15 protein-coding genes are annotated in these 14,900 nt (G+C 41.2%); 7 read left to right on the top strand and 8 right to left on the bottom strand.

Annotation, left to right across the window (positions count from 1 at the left end; all coding sequences use genetic code 11):
* Positions 1-3: 3 nt before the first annotated feature.
* The gene (locus HH214_RS02615; RefSeq protein WP_169605864.1) at positions 4-1,065 is read right to left on the bottom strand and encodes an HlyD family secretion protein; all 1,062 of its coding nucleotides are present in this window, start codon (positions 1,063-1,065) and stop codon (positions 4-6) included.
* A gap of 3 nt (positions 1,066-1,068) precedes the next feature.
* On the bottom strand, positions 1,069-2,406 hold the full coding sequence (locus HH214_RS02610; protein ID WP_169605863.1) for a TolC family protein: 1,338 nt from the start codon (positions 2,404-2,406) through the stop codon (positions 1,069-1,071).
* Between the two features lie 89 nt (positions 2,407-2,495).
* Here HH214_RS02610 and HH214_RS02605 point away from each other — a divergent pair, with 89 nt between their 5' ends.
* Positions 2,496-3,293 carry a helix-turn-helix domain-containing protein gene (locus HH214_RS02605; protein ID WP_169605862.1) on the top strand — a complete coding sequence of 266 codons (798 nt, stop codon included), beginning with the start codon at positions 2,496-2,498 and terminating at the stop codon, positions 3,291-3,293.
* A 236-nt stretch (positions 3,294-3,529) separates the two neighbouring features.
* Positions 3,530-4,096, top strand: coding sequence for a glycoside hydrolase family 108 protein (locus HH214_RS02600; protein ID WP_169605861.1), 567 nt, complete (start codon positions 3,530-3,532; stop codon positions 4,094-4,096).
* Positions 4,097-4,098: 2 nt separating this feature from the next.
* Here the strand turns inward: HH214_RS02600 and HH214_RS02595 are convergent, their stop codons facing one another.
* Complete coding sequence (locus HH214_RS02595) at positions 4,099-6,246, bottom strand: xanthine dehydrogenase family protein molybdopterin-binding subunit (protein WP_169605860.1); 2,148 nt, start codon at positions 6,244-6,246, stop codon at positions 4,099-4,101.
* Between the two features lie 165 nt (positions 6,247-6,411).
* On the opposite strand from HH214_RS02595, the gene HH214_RS02590 reads away from it, so the two are divergent.
* The 3 genes from HH214_RS02590 (at position 6,412) to HH214_RS02580 (ending at position 8,000) form a co-directional block, all read left to right on the top strand.
* Positions 6,412-6,675 carry a hypothetical protein gene (locus HH214_RS02590; protein WP_169605859.1) on the top strand — a complete coding sequence of 88 codons (264 nt, stop codon included), beginning with the start codon at positions 6,412-6,414 and terminating at the stop codon, positions 6,673-6,675.
* An 18-nt stretch (positions 6,676-6,693) separates the two neighbouring features.
* Positions 6,694-6,864 (top strand): hypothetical protein, encoded by a 171-nt coding sequence (locus HH214_RS02585; RefSeq protein ID WP_169605858.1) that lies wholly within the window; start codon positions 6,694-6,696, stop codon positions 6,862-6,864.
* Between the two features lie 89 nt (positions 6,865-6,953).
* Positions 6,954-8,000: a glycoside hydrolase family 130 protein gene (locus tag HH214_RS02580; protein WP_169605857.1), complete on the top strand. Its 1,047-nt coding sequence runs from the start codon at positions 6,954-6,956 to the stop codon at positions 7,998-8,000.
* Between the two features lie 15 nt (positions 8,001-8,015).
* On the opposite strand, the gene HH214_RS02575 is transcribed toward HH214_RS02580, so the two are convergent.
* The 5 genes from HH214_RS02575 to HH214_RS02555 form a co-directional block, all read right to left on the bottom strand.
* A complete protein-coding gene (locus HH214_RS02575; protein ID WP_169605856.1) occupies positions 8,016-9,143 on the bottom strand; it encodes an acyltransferase family protein in 1,128 nt (375 codons plus the stop codon).
* 174 nt (positions 9,144-9,317) lie between these two features.
* The gene (locus HH214_RS02570; protein ID WP_169605855.1) at positions 9,318-10,652 is read right to left on the bottom strand and encodes a family 1 glycosylhydrolase; all 1,335 of its coding nucleotides are present in this window, start codon (positions 10,650-10,652) and stop codon (positions 9,318-9,320) included.
* A gap of 20 nt (positions 10,653-10,672) precedes the next feature.
* Entirely contained in the window at positions 10,673-12,322 is a 1,650-nt protein-coding gene (locus HH214_RS02565) for a GMC family oxidoreductase (protein WP_211166295.1), read from the bottom strand.
* A gap of 11 nt (positions 12,323-12,333) precedes the next feature.
* Positions 12,334-12,933, bottom strand: a complete 600-nt coding sequence (locus HH214_RS02560; protein ID WP_211166294.1) for a gluconate 2-dehydrogenase subunit 3 family protein — start codon at positions 12,931-12,933, stop codon at positions 12,334-12,336.
* A 15-nt stretch (positions 12,934-12,948) separates the two neighbouring features.
* Positions 12,949-13,824: an SDR family oxidoreductase gene (locus HH214_RS02555; protein ID WP_169605853.1), complete on the bottom strand. Its 876-nt coding sequence runs from the start codon at positions 13,822-13,824 to the stop codon at positions 12,949-12,951.
* A gap of 118 nt (positions 13,825-13,942) precedes the next feature.
* Here HH214_RS02555 and HH214_RS02550 point away from each other — a divergent pair, with 118 nt between their 5' ends.
* On the top strand, positions 13,943-14,509 hold the full coding sequence (locus HH214_RS02550) for a GNAT family N-acetyltransferase (RefSeq protein WP_211166293.1): 567 nt from the start codon (positions 13,943-13,945) through the stop codon (positions 14,507-14,509).
* 59 nt (positions 14,510-14,568) lie between these two features.
* Positions 14,569-14,859: a YXWGXW repeat-containing protein gene (locus HH214_RS02545; protein WP_169605852.1), complete on the top strand. Its 291-nt coding sequence runs from the start codon at positions 14,569-14,571 to the stop codon at positions 14,857-14,859.
* Positions 14,860-14,900 lie beyond the last annotated feature (41 nt).

The raw sequence follows: 14,900 nt of genomic DNA, 5'->3' as shown, positions 1-14,900 counted from the left end.
GGCTTATTGGTTTTTGCGAATAATAACGTTGCAATTCATTCCAGCCCGTAATGGTGCAATAACGGCAGGGCTATCAATAAGCCGGATGCGTACTGGTACACGCTGTACAATTTTTACGTAATTACCGGTTGAGTTATCGGGTGGCAGCAACGAGAAACTGGAACCTGTAGCTGGCGACAATGAAATAATTCGTCCGTTAAATTGGTGTCCAGGAAATGCATCAGCTTCCACTTCGGCTTTGTCACCTACATGCATGTAGCGGAGTTGAGTTTCTTTATAATTGGCAATTACCCATTTGCCTGCATCCTGGTCAACAATAAAAGCCAGGGTTTGGCCTACTTGTATTTGCTGCCCTTCTTGTATGGTTAAACGGCCCATTTTACCATTGTATGGAGCTTTGATAAGTGTATAGCCCACATCCAGTTTATTACGGTTCAATAAGGCTTGTCGTCTCTTGATTTCAGCTTGCAAAACAGCTCTTTGTACCCGTGTATCATTTACTTTAGATAAAGAAGCTTGATAATTATTTAAGGTAGATTGATAATCGGACCGTGCAACAGCCAGTGCTGTTTCTACATTTTCCAGCTGTTGCTGCGTAGCTGATTCTACATCATACAGCTTTTTATAGCGTGCATATTCTTGCTGCTGGTGCCATAAACGTGCCTTGGCAGCTGCAATTTGTGCTTTGTTTACTTGTGAGGTTTGAGCGGAAGTTTGTATGTTACTACCTAAAGCCTGCAGTTGTGCCTGAGCGTTGGCTAAGCCAGCTTCTGCTTCCTGCTGTTGTAGCTGATATTCGCTGTTATCAATAGTTAACAAGGTATCACCCTTTTTTACGTCCTGATTTTCTTCGTAGTTGATTTTGGTAATAAAACCGCTTACCCTAGAAGTAATCGGGTTAATGTATTCTTGTACCTGTGCATCATTAGTTTCTTCGTACAGATATAAATTGTAGATAGCAATACCACCCCAAATGATAAGTGCAAGCAGGATGATACCGGCTATCCAGGCTGTTATGCGGGTAATTAATTTATCCGTTTCGGTGTATTGGTCTTTTTTGCTCATAACTTAAAGGTTGCCTATAACTTTTTGTAACTGATAGTATTGCATTTGTGCGCCTATTTGGGCTGCAGCCAGATCAAATTGAGTTTGGAGCAGTTGAGTGTTAGCCTGCAGCAAATCAGTTACCAGTGATAATTGGTTGAAGTAGGTATTATTGATAATGCGGGAGTTTTCGCTAGCTTGGTTAATGTTGGTTTGCGCTACACTAATTCGGGTTAACGCTTCTTTATAGCGCAAGTAGGCTTCATTAACTTGTTGCCTAATGTTATCCTGCGTATCCAGATGTTCCATTTCCTGCCGTTTGTACTCTAGCTCTGAAGCTTTTACTTTATGCTTATTGAAATAAATGGAGGATATTGGAAATGAAGCTCGTATGCCTGTCATACCTAAACCGTACAAATAGCCACTGTAAGGGAAAAATTGAATTTGTGGATAAGTATAAGCGTAATTGGCAAATAAGCCCAGCTTGGGCGAAACATTAGCTTTAGTATCCTTTACCTGTAAGCGGCGCAGGTTAGTTTCCTGTTCTGATATCTTATTTTCGTGAGCATTACGTAAAGCTATAGCCAAATATTCAGGATATGATTTAATAGAGCTGGAATCTATTTGAGGCATAGGTATCGTAGTAATTAAGGTACTATCAGGCTGCCCAATCAGGATATTTAATTTCTGGTTAGCAATAGCCAAGTCATTCTCAATTTGTACCAGTGAAAGTCTTTGGCGCGATAGCTGTAATTCGGCGCGCAACACATCACTTTTCAACACCACACCGTTTTTCTGCAGTTGCCTGATTTGAGCCAGCTGTTTTTCTTGTTCGGCAATATTACTGAACATTAGTTGCTTGAAAATATTGCTTCGTTGCAAATCCAGATAGTAAGCTACGGCCCGTAATCTTACTTCAGCTGTAGTTAAGCCTTTTTGTTCCTCTCGCAGCTGGTGCTCTGCTTTTTGCTCTTCAATTTTCAAGCTGATTTTACGGCCGTTGTACAAATTCAGGTAAGCATCGCCGCCTAAACGATAATAGGTATGCAGTACCGGATACTGAGTAGGAGTATGCAGCAGCCCATTTTCAAAAATGGGTAGGTTGCTTACATAATCATATTCACCGGCGGCATTAATGTCTGGTAGGCGTTCGGCTTTTGCATCTTTAATATCCTCGGCACTGCTTTGCACGTGCAGCTGTTGCATCTGTATGCTTCTGTTATACTGTTCGGCTTTATCCCAAATCTGCTGCAAAGTAAGCTTAGCTCCGGTTGGGACAACAGTTGGTTGCTGGGCAAATACTGCTTGACTGGCAGCCAGCCAGCCAATTACTAAACATGTTCGTATTATTGAGTAACACATCTTTATTACTATGTAAGCAAAGTTACTACGATAACAAGTGTGTGGTTTTATGTAAATTGCCGAAAAATTGATGATTCCAGCCAGTTAACATGGAGCAATTAACAACTCAAGAATACCTGATACAAATTGACAAGCACCCTAAATCGGTATATGTTCTGCATGAAAGAACAGAAAGACGGTTTCCAGTGCACCATCATGCTAAAGGTCAAATCACTTATGTAGAAGGGGGAGTAGCTTACCTTCATGTGGATGATACGGCTTATATTATACCCGCTCGGCATTATGTTTGGGTGCCTTGCGGGCTCAATCATTTCTTAAAAGTAAGGCATTCAGCTTCAGCTATACGGTCAATTTATTTTTATACTTATGATGATGATAGTTCGCCTTTTTACAGTCGCATGGGTATTTATCCTGTAAATAATTTACTCCATGAAATGATGATTTATACCGGGCAATGGCGCGGGCATATTCATCCGGAAAGCCGGCATTATTCTTTCTTTACAGCCTTAAAAAACTTGCTGTCTGTTTCAGAAACTCAGAATCTGCCCATCGTTCTGCCTACTACGCAGAACGATAGATTACAGCCTGTATTACAATACTTGGATACCTATGCTGCGCAATTACTTACTTTAAGTACAGTAAGCCAGAAGTTTGGGTTAAGTGAACGCACTTTGTCACGCTTATTTCAATCAACTTTAAGTATGTCTTTTCTACAATATTTAAAACAGCTCCGCATGGTAAAAGCTGTAGAATTGATGTTGCAAACTGATTTAACACTTAGTCAAATTGCTTTTGCTACCGGTTATGGGAGCATTTCTGCTTTCAGTAATACTTTTTACCAGCAAACCCAAATGCGCCCTTCTGAATTTTTACATACCATAAAGTAAAAGTATTTGCTAATATTTTTGGTAATTTGAATGTGTATTTGTAATTTTACATGGCTAAGTTGATTAACTACTTTCTGAACACTGGTAAATCTGCCAGCTTCTTTAACCAATAAACAAAGTGTTTTTGATAAAAGAGTAGCATGGATGTTCTTTCCTGTGCTGTTTTCTGCTGCTTAATAGTTGTTATTACTATAATACTTTATAATTTATTTTTATAACCCTTTTATTCTAAAACTATGTCACAATTTAATGTTGCATTTCAAATTACTATGCGCAACGAAGGCGGGTACGCCAACACACCTGAAGATGCGGGCGGTGAAACCTATAAAGGCATTGCCCGGAATTACTGGCCCTCATGGGCCGGCTGGCCAATTGTAGATGGTGTAAAAGCAAAGCATCCAGCCAAATTGAATACCGCGCTAGCTAGTAGCACTGGTTTGCAAACCCTGGTAATGTCTTTTTATAAAAGCAACTTTTGGGATGCTATGTTTATGGATGCTATGCATGATCAGCAACTGGCTAATCAGCTTTTTGATACTGCCGTTAATATGGGTATAGGAACAGCAGCCAAAATTTTGCAAAAAGCAATCAATCAATTGAGACCTGGTACATTAGTGATTGATGGTCAAGCCGGACCTAAAACAATAGCAGCTGCCAATGCCATAGATGCCGAGGTTTTGTATAAAGCTGTTTGTGAATTAAGAAAGCAAAAGTATGAGGCTATTATCCAGGCAAATCCTTCGCAGGTTAAATTTTCCCGTTCTTGGTTTAGCCGTATCGTACCGTATCAGCATCTTTCCTGATTTTACAGTAATTTATCAGGCGTAATTGGCAACTGCCGGATCCGCTTACCTGTAGCATGATAAACTGCATTTGCTATAGCTGCTGTAAAACCAATCAGTCCAACTTCGCCTAAGCCTTTGGCACCCATCGGGTCCAGATAATTGTCAGCTTTATCAATAAAGTGAATGCCCATCTGCGGTATGTCGGCATTTACTGGTACATGATACTCGGCCAGATTATTGTTTACATAACGGCCGTAGCGATGGTCAACCACACCTTGTTCCATTAAAGCAATACCAATACCCCAAACTGCCGAACCTAAAACCTGGCTTCGGGCTGTTTTATGATTCATGATTTTGCCGGCATCAATAACTGAAACAATCCGGTTAACTTTAACCATGCCCGTTGTGGGGTGTACTTGTATCTCAATAAAATTAACACTAAAAGATTTACCCGAATGTTGCTGCGTTTCAAACCCTGGTTTGGATTGAACAGTGGCTTCTAACTCTGTTAATTGATGCTGGCGCAATAAATCAGTATAGTTGCTTGATGATACATTATCTGTGTTAGCCAATGTGGTAAACTTCTGTTTTAAAGCTATAGCAGCATCATGTACAGCCGAGCCGGTTGATGCTGTAGTATGTGAGGCAAATTGTGGCGGCGCCATTGGGTAATCGGCATTACCCCATTCAATAGTAACATGACTAACATCTACGCCCAAAGCATCGGCAGCAATTTGAGTAAGAATAGTGATAGAACCTGGTCCGGTATCAGCCACCGAGCAACGGATAAATACCTGACTATTGGCTTGGATGCGTACACTGGCCGATGCTGGTGCACGTTCCGCTTTATAAATACCCATGCTCATGCCCCAACCCATCAGCATACCATTACGTTGCATGGAGCGTGGAACAGGATTGCGTTTGCTCCATCCAAATTTTTCAGCACCTATTTGGTAGCATTCTTTCAAGTGGTTGCTTGACCAGGGTTTGTTGTTGTTTAAATCTATATTGGCAAAGTTTTTCAATCTTAACTCCAGCGGGTCCATCTTTAGGGCATAGGCTAGCTCGTCCATGGCTGATTCCAGCGCAAAAGAGCCGCTGGTTTCACCGGGGCCACGTGCAGGGCAAGGTGTGCTTACATCTAATGGTACCAGTTTGTAGGTGGTACTCAGGTTAATACAGTTGTAAGCTGATTTGGTAGGTTCAACAATACGTTCATTAAACTGCTCATAACTGGATGTGGAGCCATAAGCCTTATGGGCAATGCCGGTTATAGTACCATCAACCTGAGCGCCTATACTAAATTTTTGCAGCGAGTAAGGGCGGTAACCAACCATATTGAATACTTGGTTGCGCGCTAGTACTGCTTTTACGGGTTTGCCTACTTTTTTTGCACCCAGTACGGCAGCCATTTCCTGCGGCCATACTCTGGACGAGCTTCCGAAAGCACCGCCCACATATTCTGATATAACCTGTATGTTTTCGGGTGGTAATTCAAAATACTGTGAAATGCTTTGTTGTGATGATTTTACACCATTTGATTTATTGAGCAGCATGAGTTTATCCTCAGCCGGCCAATAGGCTATAGTAGCATGAGGTTCCATAGGGTTATGCACCTGTAATGATGTTTCGTATTGCTGCGATATCTTTACGGGAGCTTGCTGCCAGGCATCGGCCTGCCCGCGTGTATAGTCGGAAGGTTTGGCAGGAATAATAGCATTTGGTAATTGTTCGTGTATATCGGTGTGGTGAGGTTCTGCGCTGTATGCTATTTTAACCAGTGAAGCTGCATGTTGTGCACGTTCAAAGGTATCAGCAATTACTAAAGCTACAGGTTGCATATTAAAATGAATCTGGCTGTCCTGAAATAATTTAAATTCCTGACCTGCAAATATGGGAAGTGTAGCAGCCGGGTTTTTCTGGTAACCAGGAACTTCGGGACAATTCAGGTGGCTTATTATACCCAACACGCCAGTAGCTTGTTCGGCAGTTTTAGTATCCAATTTAGTTATATGACCTTTGGTGATGGTACTGGTAACCATAACACCATAAGTCATGCCGGGTAAATCATGCTCGGCGGTGTATTTGGCTTGGCCTGTTACCTTTGCAACACCTTCAACACGATTCAAGGGCTGGCCCACAGCTTGGTTAATTACCGGATGATTCATAACAACAATATTTTATGCACCTGTATTTATCAGCAAACACATTTAACTGGACTTTGTTGAAGTTTTTCATTTTAACAAAAACTAAAAACCAGCTTAGCTTGTAAACTTTAATACGTCACGCTATCTGACACTGCTAGATCATCTTTTACTCAAATATTTTGGTTTATGACAATTCATGTTTACAATCCCGGCAATCACGAAACCGTAAAACTTCATGCTTGGGAAGAAACTAAAAACGGACAGTTAGGCTGGCATATTTGTGTAAATCCGGATGAAGATATTTTTATAGTACAGTGCAATGGCCAATGGGAAGTGACAGAAGGTAAACCGCTTGATCCTGATTTGCTGGATGAATTAGGAAAGTGTTTACACCCATTAGCTTTAGTAAATACGCTTCACCTACGGCGTTTAGCAGCAGTTTATAATTAAAAATAACTTCAATATATTATGGCAAAGTTAAAAGAAGAAGACCAACAAAAATTGGGCAGTACCGAAAAGACATCAAAAGAAGAACCTAAAACAGATCTTCCGATGAGTGAACGCGATGAAGAAAAGGAAGCTGAAGCTCGTACACAAAAGCTGGCTAAAAAGGCACAAAAAACAAACATTGGTAAATAACAAAGCAAGTATTTAATTACTTACCAAAGTAGTACGCTGTCGTAATGTTCATCAAAATATTTTAATAAAAATCTACTACGCTGATACTCATGAGCGATATTGCCAAGCGTTTTCCACAAAATCCTTTACTCCGCCCAGCAGATTTGCAACCTAGTAGTGAAGGTATGCAAATCATTTGTCTGCTTAATCCGGGTGTGTTTACCTTTCAGAATAAAACATGGCTCATTGTGCGGGTAGCTGAAAATACAGTGGCTAAAGAAGGTGTAATTTTTATCCCGGTTCTGAATGATTTGGGAAAGATTGATATTTTAGAAATTCCGGAAGGACACCCGGAACTGATTAATACTGATCCGCGTGTAGTCAAATACATGGGGCTAGATTATCTGACTACCTTATCGCACCTGCGCCTGATGTGCAGTGATGATGGTGCTAATTTTTATGAGCCTGACGGTTACCCGCCTTTGTTTGGCCAAGGTATGTTACAGGCTTATGGTGTTGAAGATTGCCGGGTAACTTTACTGGAAGATAAGTATTATCTTACTTTTACGGCTGTATCAAGTAACGGCGTTGGGGTAGGTATGCGAACTACTACAAACTGGCAGCAATTTGATTCGTATGGCATGATTTTGCCGCCGCATAATAAAGACTGCGCTATTTTTGAAGAAAAGATAAACGGCAAGTATTACGCTTTGCACCGCCCCAGCAGTGTAGATATTGGCGGCAATTTTATATGGCTGGCTGAATCGCCGGATGGCATACATTGGGGAAACCACAAGTGTATTGTGCGTACCCGTAAAAGTAATTGGGATAGTGCACGGGTGGGGGCTGGTGCTGCGCCCATTAAAACCGAACACGGCTGGCTGGAAATTTATCACGGAGCGAATGCAAAGCACCAGTATTGCCTAGGTGCCTTCCTGCTCGATTTAAATGATCCTTTTAATGTGTTGGCTCGAACTACAGACCCAATCATGATTCCGACAGAACCATACGAAACAAGTGGCTTTTTTGGCAACGTGGTATTTACCAATGGGCATGTGGTAAATGGCGATACAGTAACTATTTACTATGGTGCAGCTGATGAATTTGTATGCGGCGCTACTTTCTCTATAAAGGAAATACTTTCAATGCTAGAGTAAAGGTTGTTTTATTTGCTACCAGGTGCCTTGTTCCAGTTTATCAACTTTACGGCGGATTAAGCGATTACCTAGCTTAATCCCCTTTAATTCTATAAAGTGGTAAGCGAGCTTAGCTAATACTGAACTGATTGATAATGTGAGGAGTAACAATATAAAGAACTGTACATATACATTGCCAGGCAGTTGTAGGTAGTCGGCAAGCACGTAAATAACTATAAAGTGTATTAAATATAAACTGAAGCTAATTTCACCGAAAAAACATGTAACCCGGTTGTTTAGTATTTTTACAGGGTGTTGTGCCATCAAAAACACATTCACAGTGAAAAACATAGCAACAATTGCGTATTCGGGTACAAGGTTATATGGGTCAAATGAAACTCTGAAATAAGCAAATACCGCTAGTAGTAAAAGAACACCAGCTAAACCAATATACGTTTTTGTGCTACTTTGAATGCTATAGTTTTTCAAGGCGTAATATAAAACTAAGCCCAACATAAATACAGGCGTTTGGTTGGGAAACCAAAAGTACAGGAACCAGTTTTCGGGCGTTTGATAATCCTTGCCCATACTGGTTAAAACATATCTTATAGCAACTTTTAGAATAAAAGTAAGCACTAGTAAAGTGATAAACCAAATAGTAGCGCTCTTTAACGTTTTTATTCGGGTAAATAAAAATGGCACACAGCAGTAAAAAGCCATTTCAACACCAACTGACCAACCTCCTGGTGGCAAATAGTTAATGGCACCAGGCAGAAATCCATTTAAGTACAATACATTCGCTAACATTTTCCAAAGCACCAAGGGCTTACCATCATTATAAGCTGGTATTTGATAGCAAATAATACCATACACCAGTGCTGCCAGATGATACATTGGACTAATCCGAAAAAGCCGCCTGATAAAAAAGTTATAATTTGTATGTTCTCCTTCAGTTAAAACCCGATTGTTGTAGGATAAAGAAAGCGTGAAAGCACTGGTGACAAAAAATAATTGTACACCAAATGCTCCTTTTCCACATATATACTTGAAAGTTTCTGGCAGTCCATCTATAGCTGCTGATATATGCACTACAATAACCATTAATACAGCTATTCCACGAATAGAATTGATGTAATCAAGCCTGCTGGTTTTTGTATTATTCATTAAGAAAGATGTAGGTTGAAGTATTGATCATAGTGCATCATGAGCTTTCATCATTGCATACGTTTACTGTATTTAAAAGTTCCAGAACCTAGTTTAAACATTTAATTGTATTTGATGCCTGCTATAATGCTATGGTAATATGTTCTTATTAACAAAAGTGTTAACTCTATTTAATTATACCTCCACCTTCAAACGAGCATCTTTGCTGGTTACTTCAAATAGTTCGCCATGTGGCACCATGGTAATTTGCCCAAATTCCTTCAGCAAGGTACGGTAAGCATCGGCTACAGGCCGTGGGTTACGATTTAAATCATACAAACCACAAGCGTTAATGGTGCCCTTTTTTTGAGATAGCTCTATATCCCAATCAATTTGGTCAGTTAAGCTATACCAAGTAAAGCCTAATACAGGTACACCGCTTCTGCGCATCTGCAAAATGTTAACCCATTGCTTCCAAAGCCAGGTTGGAGCAGTATGAGCATCAAAGGTGTTAGTTTCGGTATGCATAACCGGCTTTTTGTAACGTTGGTAGTATTCTTGTGTAATATTGTACCAGCCCATTATATCTTCAGCAATAACAAAATTTCCGTCAGGTAATAATATCTTTTCGTTACGGCCATAATAATCATTTCCCATAATTTGATAACCTGGCGGCTCGCCAGCCATGAACCAATTATACTCATCACGTGTGAGGCCGTTATCCATCAGGTACATACATACGTCTGAATCGGGTGGATAGGCGTAAAGCAAGTCTAATGCAATTAACCTTTGTTTGTTAAACAGTTTGGTTTTTGCGGATGGCGTAGCCTTAATTTCATGTAGGTATTCTGCCGATTCACTTTGGATGATAATAGCGTTTGGATGGTATTGAGCAATACGTTGAGTAGCCAGTATACTTGCTGCTGCCAAGTGCTTAATAGCGGTTATAAAAGCCTTGTCTGATTGAAGCTGCTCATTCCATTTACCTTCCAGTGCACTATTCTTGGCTGTTACAAAAATCTCATTTACCGGTGTGTAGTGGCGTACCCAAGGATAACGCTGGGCCACTTCAGCAGCATATTGTGCAAAATGAATGGGCAATTCTGGATTTTGAAAATTATCCAGCCAATTGGGTAGGCCAAAATGAAGGAGATCTAAAATAGGCGTTATTTCCAAACGCTTCATTTCGTTCATTACCTCATCAGCAAAACTCCAGTCATATTTATTAGGGCCTAAGTGAATATTGTGATAGGGCAGGCCGTAACGTAGAAATTTTAGTCCTAAATCTTTTACCAACTGCAGATCTTTTTTCCAGTGGGTATAATGTCCGCACTCCTCTAACTGGTCGCGACGAATAGCACCATGATTGATAGTAGGATAGGAGCATTCAATACCTGTGGCAAACATAAAGTTACCACTGTAGCCATCTGGTAAACCGTTGCCCGATGAGCCTGCTGCGCCGCCATACTGATCGCCATCATGCCCTTTATTACCAAACTCTTTTTTGATAATGCTCAGAAAATCTGCCATAAATGTTTGAATAAATATGTTTAAGTAGTAGCTAGTGGTTTAACGTGCAGCTGCTGGGTAGTGGCTAAAAACTGGTCGGCCACATGTAGGGAAACAGCCATTATAGTAAGTGCTGGGTTAACACTTAATGAGCTTGGAAAAATTGAATTATCAGCAATGTATAAATTATGTACATCAAAGCTTCGTCCATTAGCGTCAACTACACAAGTGTTACGGTCGGTGCCCATGCGGCAGGTACCAATAGTATGCGGGTTGCGGTTAAATGCCCAAACGTTGTAAGCCCCTGCTTTGTCCCAAATGGCACGCATTATGTTTTCGGCGTGTGCAGTAAGCCGTTGCTCATTTTCATTATTAGTAAAGTAAATTCTGGGCTTAGGCAAACCTCGGCTATCTAATTCATCAGATAGCTCCAAATAGTTGTTGGCTGATGGTAAGCATTCGCCTAAAATATTGATTCCAGCGGTGTGATTGTACCCACGCATATGATGCTTTAAACGCTCTCCCCACAAACCCAAACCACGTGCTGCCTGTGTAGCATACGTTAGTGGCATAACACCGATAGATTGCAACAGGTATCCGCCGGCAAAGTTGGCATCTTTTGGTCGGTGTGTATCTTCAGAAATTAAAGCGCCGGGTATGCCTTTGTAAGGCCGAATGTCTTCATTAAACTGTCCCCACAGCTGCATACCAGTATGCGCCATAAAGTTTCTACCTACTTGGCCGTTGCTATTGGCTAATTGATTAATCAATAATAAGCGTGGCGTTTCAATAGCACCGGCACATAAAAAAATGTTACGGCACTTTTGCCGATACTCCACACCGGCATGTTCATAAACCACAGCCGTTATTAAACCCTTATCATCCTGTTCAAAAGTTTTCACAAAGCTTTCCGCCCTGATTTCGGCACCATGATGTATAGCAAGTGGTAAAAAAGTAACATCCATACTGGCCTTGGCTCCGGTACTGCAACCAGCCTGGCAATAGCCGCGGTTGGTACAGGCGTTACGCCAACCTATATTCGGTTGGTAATAAGGTGCAGATACTGCCGCATTAGCAGCCGGCGAGGTGCGAATACCCAGCGCATCACATCCTTTTTTCATTAACTGGGCTGCACCATTAAGTGGCAAAGGTAGTAGGGAATAACCTTGGCTTCGAACTGGTCCCCAAGGGTAAGGTGTTGGGCCAGATATGCCTAAAAACTGCTCTAGTTCATTAAAGTAAGGTTCGAGTTGCTGGTAGGTTAAAGGCCAGTCAACACCTACACCAAATTCTGTATACAATTTTAAGTCATCAGGCATAAGGCGGGGAGTATAGGCAGTGTAATGCAGGGTAGAGCCGCCTACACCAATGCCCGAATTATTACTACCAAATTGAACCGGGCTATCACCTGCACTCAGGCGTTCATCTTTCCAGAATAACTTTTCTTGATCGCGTTCATCTGTGCTGAAATCTGTATCAGGCTGCCAGAATTTACCGGCTTCCAGCGCAACTACTTTCAGCCCAGCCTTGGCTAATCGTGATAGTAAAGGTGCGCCACCTGCTCCTGTGCCAATAACTACAGCATCTACAACTTCGTGAGTGCTGTAACGTTTCATTTGGCCTTTTTGTCGTAGTATATTCAGCACGTTCTCGTTTGATGGCGTGCTTTTTTTCGTATCTGCTAAAATCATGTAAGTTAATTTTACTGCGTAGGCGGTTCAATAGGCTCTAGTTGGTTCAAACCTATATGCTGCCAGCCAGCTGCATCAGCCCATGATACATCGCCTATTTCATCCTTTGCTGCCGGGTGGCAGTAATAGGCGGCAGTAATGGTAACTAATAACTCTTCAAAGTATCTTGTTGCATTTAAATGCTGCCAAATTGGGCTGTTTACTTTTCCTTCCTGTACGGCTGCTAATATCTTATCTTGCTGGATAGTGCTTAAGGCAGTAAAGCTTTGTTGATATAAGTGTTCGGCAACTTCTTCAATACCCTGCATTCCTTGGGTATGAGCTGTCTGGTCATTTGGTAAAACATCATAGCGCCAGCCGTCACCTTGTTGGCGTTCCAGCTGCAAATCCAAGGTGCCGGCTAAGTCAACTTGTATGGCATCAGTATCTTGTGGTATCAAGCGGCTGCACACGGCCTGTAAAGTTTTGAATAAAGCTGCCGAAAAGAACTTTGGTTCTGTTACTACTGGTTCTTCCATGCGTTTTGTTAATACCTGCTTTGTTTGCGGTGTTACATAAGGTGTGTGCAGCAATTTTAAGCTGCTTCCAGGCATGTAATGATCATTGCGCATAAAACTAACTGCTTGTTAAGAATCGCTGGACAGTTTTCCACCAGTAATTTCAATAAGGCTGCCGGTCATGAAGCTACTATCGTCTGATGCCAGCATAACGTACATAGGCGCTAATTCTTCAGGCTGACCAGGGCGACTAAATACCGTTTCGTGCCCGTAATTGTTAATTTCTTCTGGCGGCATGGTGGCGGTAATGTTAGGTGTCCAAACTGGTCCAGGAATCACACAGTTTACTCTAATGCCTCTTTCACCCAAATTAAGTGCGAGCGATTTGGTAAAGGCATGTACTGCACCTTTGGTAGCAGAGTAATCTATCAAGATCGGGATTCCGGTTTTACCCACAATACTGCCGGTGTTGATAATAACACTACCTTTTTGCAAATGCGGCAGGGCTGCCTGCGCCATAAAGAAGTAACCGAAAATATTAGTGCGGAAGGTTCTGGTCAGTTGTTCTTCAGTAATTTCCTCTAAGCTTTTTTGCGACATCTGGTAAGCAGCATTATTAACCAATATATCCAGCTTGCCATATTCTGCCAAAGTTTGCGCTACAATTTGGCGGCAGTTTTCGGCTTCGCTTACATCGGTTTTAATGATTAAGCATTTACCGCCATTAGCCTCGCATAAGCGTTTGGTTTCATCGGCATCTTCATCATTACTGTTATAAACAATAGTAATTTCAGCGCCTTCTTTTACAAAGGCTATTGAGATAGCACGACCTATACCAGTAGCGCCACCCGTTATAATAGCTGTTTTACCTTGTAGTTTCCCTGCAGCTTTATAAGTGCTCAGGTCGCTAAACGGCTGTATGTGCATTTCCGATTGCTTAGGTGGGTAAGGAAGTACTTGTGCTTTAAACTCTTTTGATAGAGGATATTGATCAGGTGTTGCCATAAGTAAAGTGTTGAAAAGATAAAACTTTCGCTACATCAACCATCAAATTGAAAATATGTTACGAAAAAGTACAACTTTACTCGTTACAAGTAGCATTATACAACTAGGTTGTTTATTTATGATAAAATGCAGTATTTTAGGTGCTTATATGATGCACGAACCTATCTTACAAACTTCAAGGCTTACACTAAGGCATTTTATGCTGGATGATGCCAGCTTTGTATTACAACTATTAAATAGCCCTACCTGGCTGAAATATATTGGCGATCGGGACATCAAAACTTTGCAGGAAGCACAAAGTTATTTGGTTAATGGTCCATTGCTAAATTATCAGTTGCATGGCTTTGGTATGTGTGTGGTTTGTTTAAGAACGGATGGTACACCTATAGGGATGTGTGGCTTAGTAAAACGAGATGTTTTGCCTGAACTGGATTTAGGGTATGCCTTATTGCCAGAATATGAAGGGCAGGGGTATGGTACAGAAATAGCCCGCGGTGTACTTCAGTATTATCAAGCTAAGTTAGGTTTGAAACGACTACTAGCTATTACTATTGCTGATAATATAGCTTCTATACGGGTGCTTGAAAAGCTAGGCTTTCAATTTGAAAAAACAATTACCTTGAAAGATGATTCAGACGAATTAATGTTGTTTGCTGCTCATTTTAATGAGAAGGGTACTCCATAATATTTTGATTAAACTTTTCTCTTTACAGTTGGTCATATTATACAATACTGATTACTGTTATGAAAAGTACATTAAAATTATTGATAGGATTAAGCTTGGTTACAGGTTTATTTTCATCATGTGCAGGCGAGTATTATGTAGCCTCACGACCTGTAGCTCCTTATTACGCCCGTCCGGTAGCTCCTTATGCCGGTGCTGTTTGGGTTCCAGGAGAATGGTATTATCGAGGTGGAGGATATGCTTATAGAAATGGTTATTGGTCACGTCCGCGGCATGGTCGTGCTTATATAGAGGGCCGTTGGGAACAGGGCCCACGTGGGCATGTATGGCGTCACGGTTACTGGCGTTAAATAGTTGTAGGCGTTACTACCAGAAATTGAGTAATTTCTGG

The sequence above is a fragment of the Mucilaginibacter robiniae genome (assembly GCF_012849215.1).
Classification (GTDB): Bacteria; Bacteroidota; Bacteroidia; order Sphingobacteriales; family Sphingobacteriaceae; genus Mucilaginibacter; species Mucilaginibacter robiniae.
Note: the sequence above shows the minus strand (reverse complement) of the source record. Positions and strands in the feature narration are given on the sequence as shown.

What these genes read in the sequence shown, in the direction of transcription:
- HH214_RS02615 (WP_169605864.1), bottom strand. Translation starts at nt 1,065, where the DNA reads ATGAGCAAAAAAGACCAATACACCGAAACGGATAAATTAATTACCCGC.
- HH214_RS02610 (WP_169605863.1), bottom strand. Translation starts at nt 2,406, where the DNA reads ATGTGTTACTCAATAATACGAACATGTTTAGTAATTGGCTGGCTGGCT.
- HH214_RS02605 (WP_169605862.1), top strand. Translation starts at nt 2,496, where the DNA reads ATGGAGCAATTAACAACTCAAGAATACCTGATACAAATTGACAAGCAC.
- HH214_RS02600 (WP_169605861.1), top strand. Translation starts at nt 3,530, where the DNA reads ATGTCACAATTTAATGTTGCATTTCAAATTACTATGCGCAACGAAGGC.
- HH214_RS02595 (WP_169605860.1), bottom strand. Translation starts at nt 6,246, where the DNA reads ATGAATCATCCGGTAATTAACCAAGCTGTGGGCCAGCCCTTGAATCGT.
- HH214_RS02590 (WP_169605859.1), top strand. Translation starts at nt 6,412, where the DNA reads ATGACAATTCATGTTTACAATCCCGGCAATCACGAAACCGTAAAACTT.
- HH214_RS02585 (WP_169605858.1), top strand. Translation starts at nt 6,694, where the DNA reads ATGGCAAAGTTAAAAGAAGAAGACCAACAAAAATTGGGCAGTACCGAA.
- HH214_RS02580 (WP_169605857.1), top strand. Translation starts at nt 6,954, where the DNA reads ATGAGCGATATTGCCAAGCGTTTTCCACAAAATCCTTTACTCCGCCCA.
- HH214_RS02575 (WP_169605856.1), bottom strand. Translation starts at nt 9,143, where the DNA reads ATGAATAATACAAAAACCAGCAGGCTTGATTACATCAATTCTATTCGT.
- HH214_RS02570 (WP_169605855.1), bottom strand. Translation starts at nt 10,652, where the DNA reads ATGGCAGATTTTCTGAGCATTATCAAAAAAGAGTTTGGTAATAAAGGG.
- HH214_RS02565 (WP_211166295.1), bottom strand. Translation starts at nt 12,322, where the DNA reads ATGATTTTAGCAGATACGAAAAAAAGCACGCCATCAAACGAGAACGTG.
- HH214_RS02560 (WP_211166294.1), bottom strand. Translation starts at nt 12,933, where the DNA reads ATGCGCAATGATCATTACATGCCTGGAAGCAGCTTAAAATTGCTGCAC.
- HH214_RS02555 (WP_169605853.1), bottom strand. Translation starts at nt 13,824, where the DNA reads ATGGCAACACCTGATCAATATCCTCTATCAAAAGAGTTTAAAGCACAA.
- HH214_RS02550 (WP_211166293.1), top strand. Translation starts at nt 13,943, where the DNA reads ATGATAAAATGCAGTATTTTAGGTGCTTATATGATGCACGAACCTATC.
- HH214_RS02545 (WP_169605852.1), top strand. Translation starts at nt 14,569, where the DNA reads ATGAAAAGTACATTAAAATTATTGATAGGATTAAGCTTGGTTACAGGT.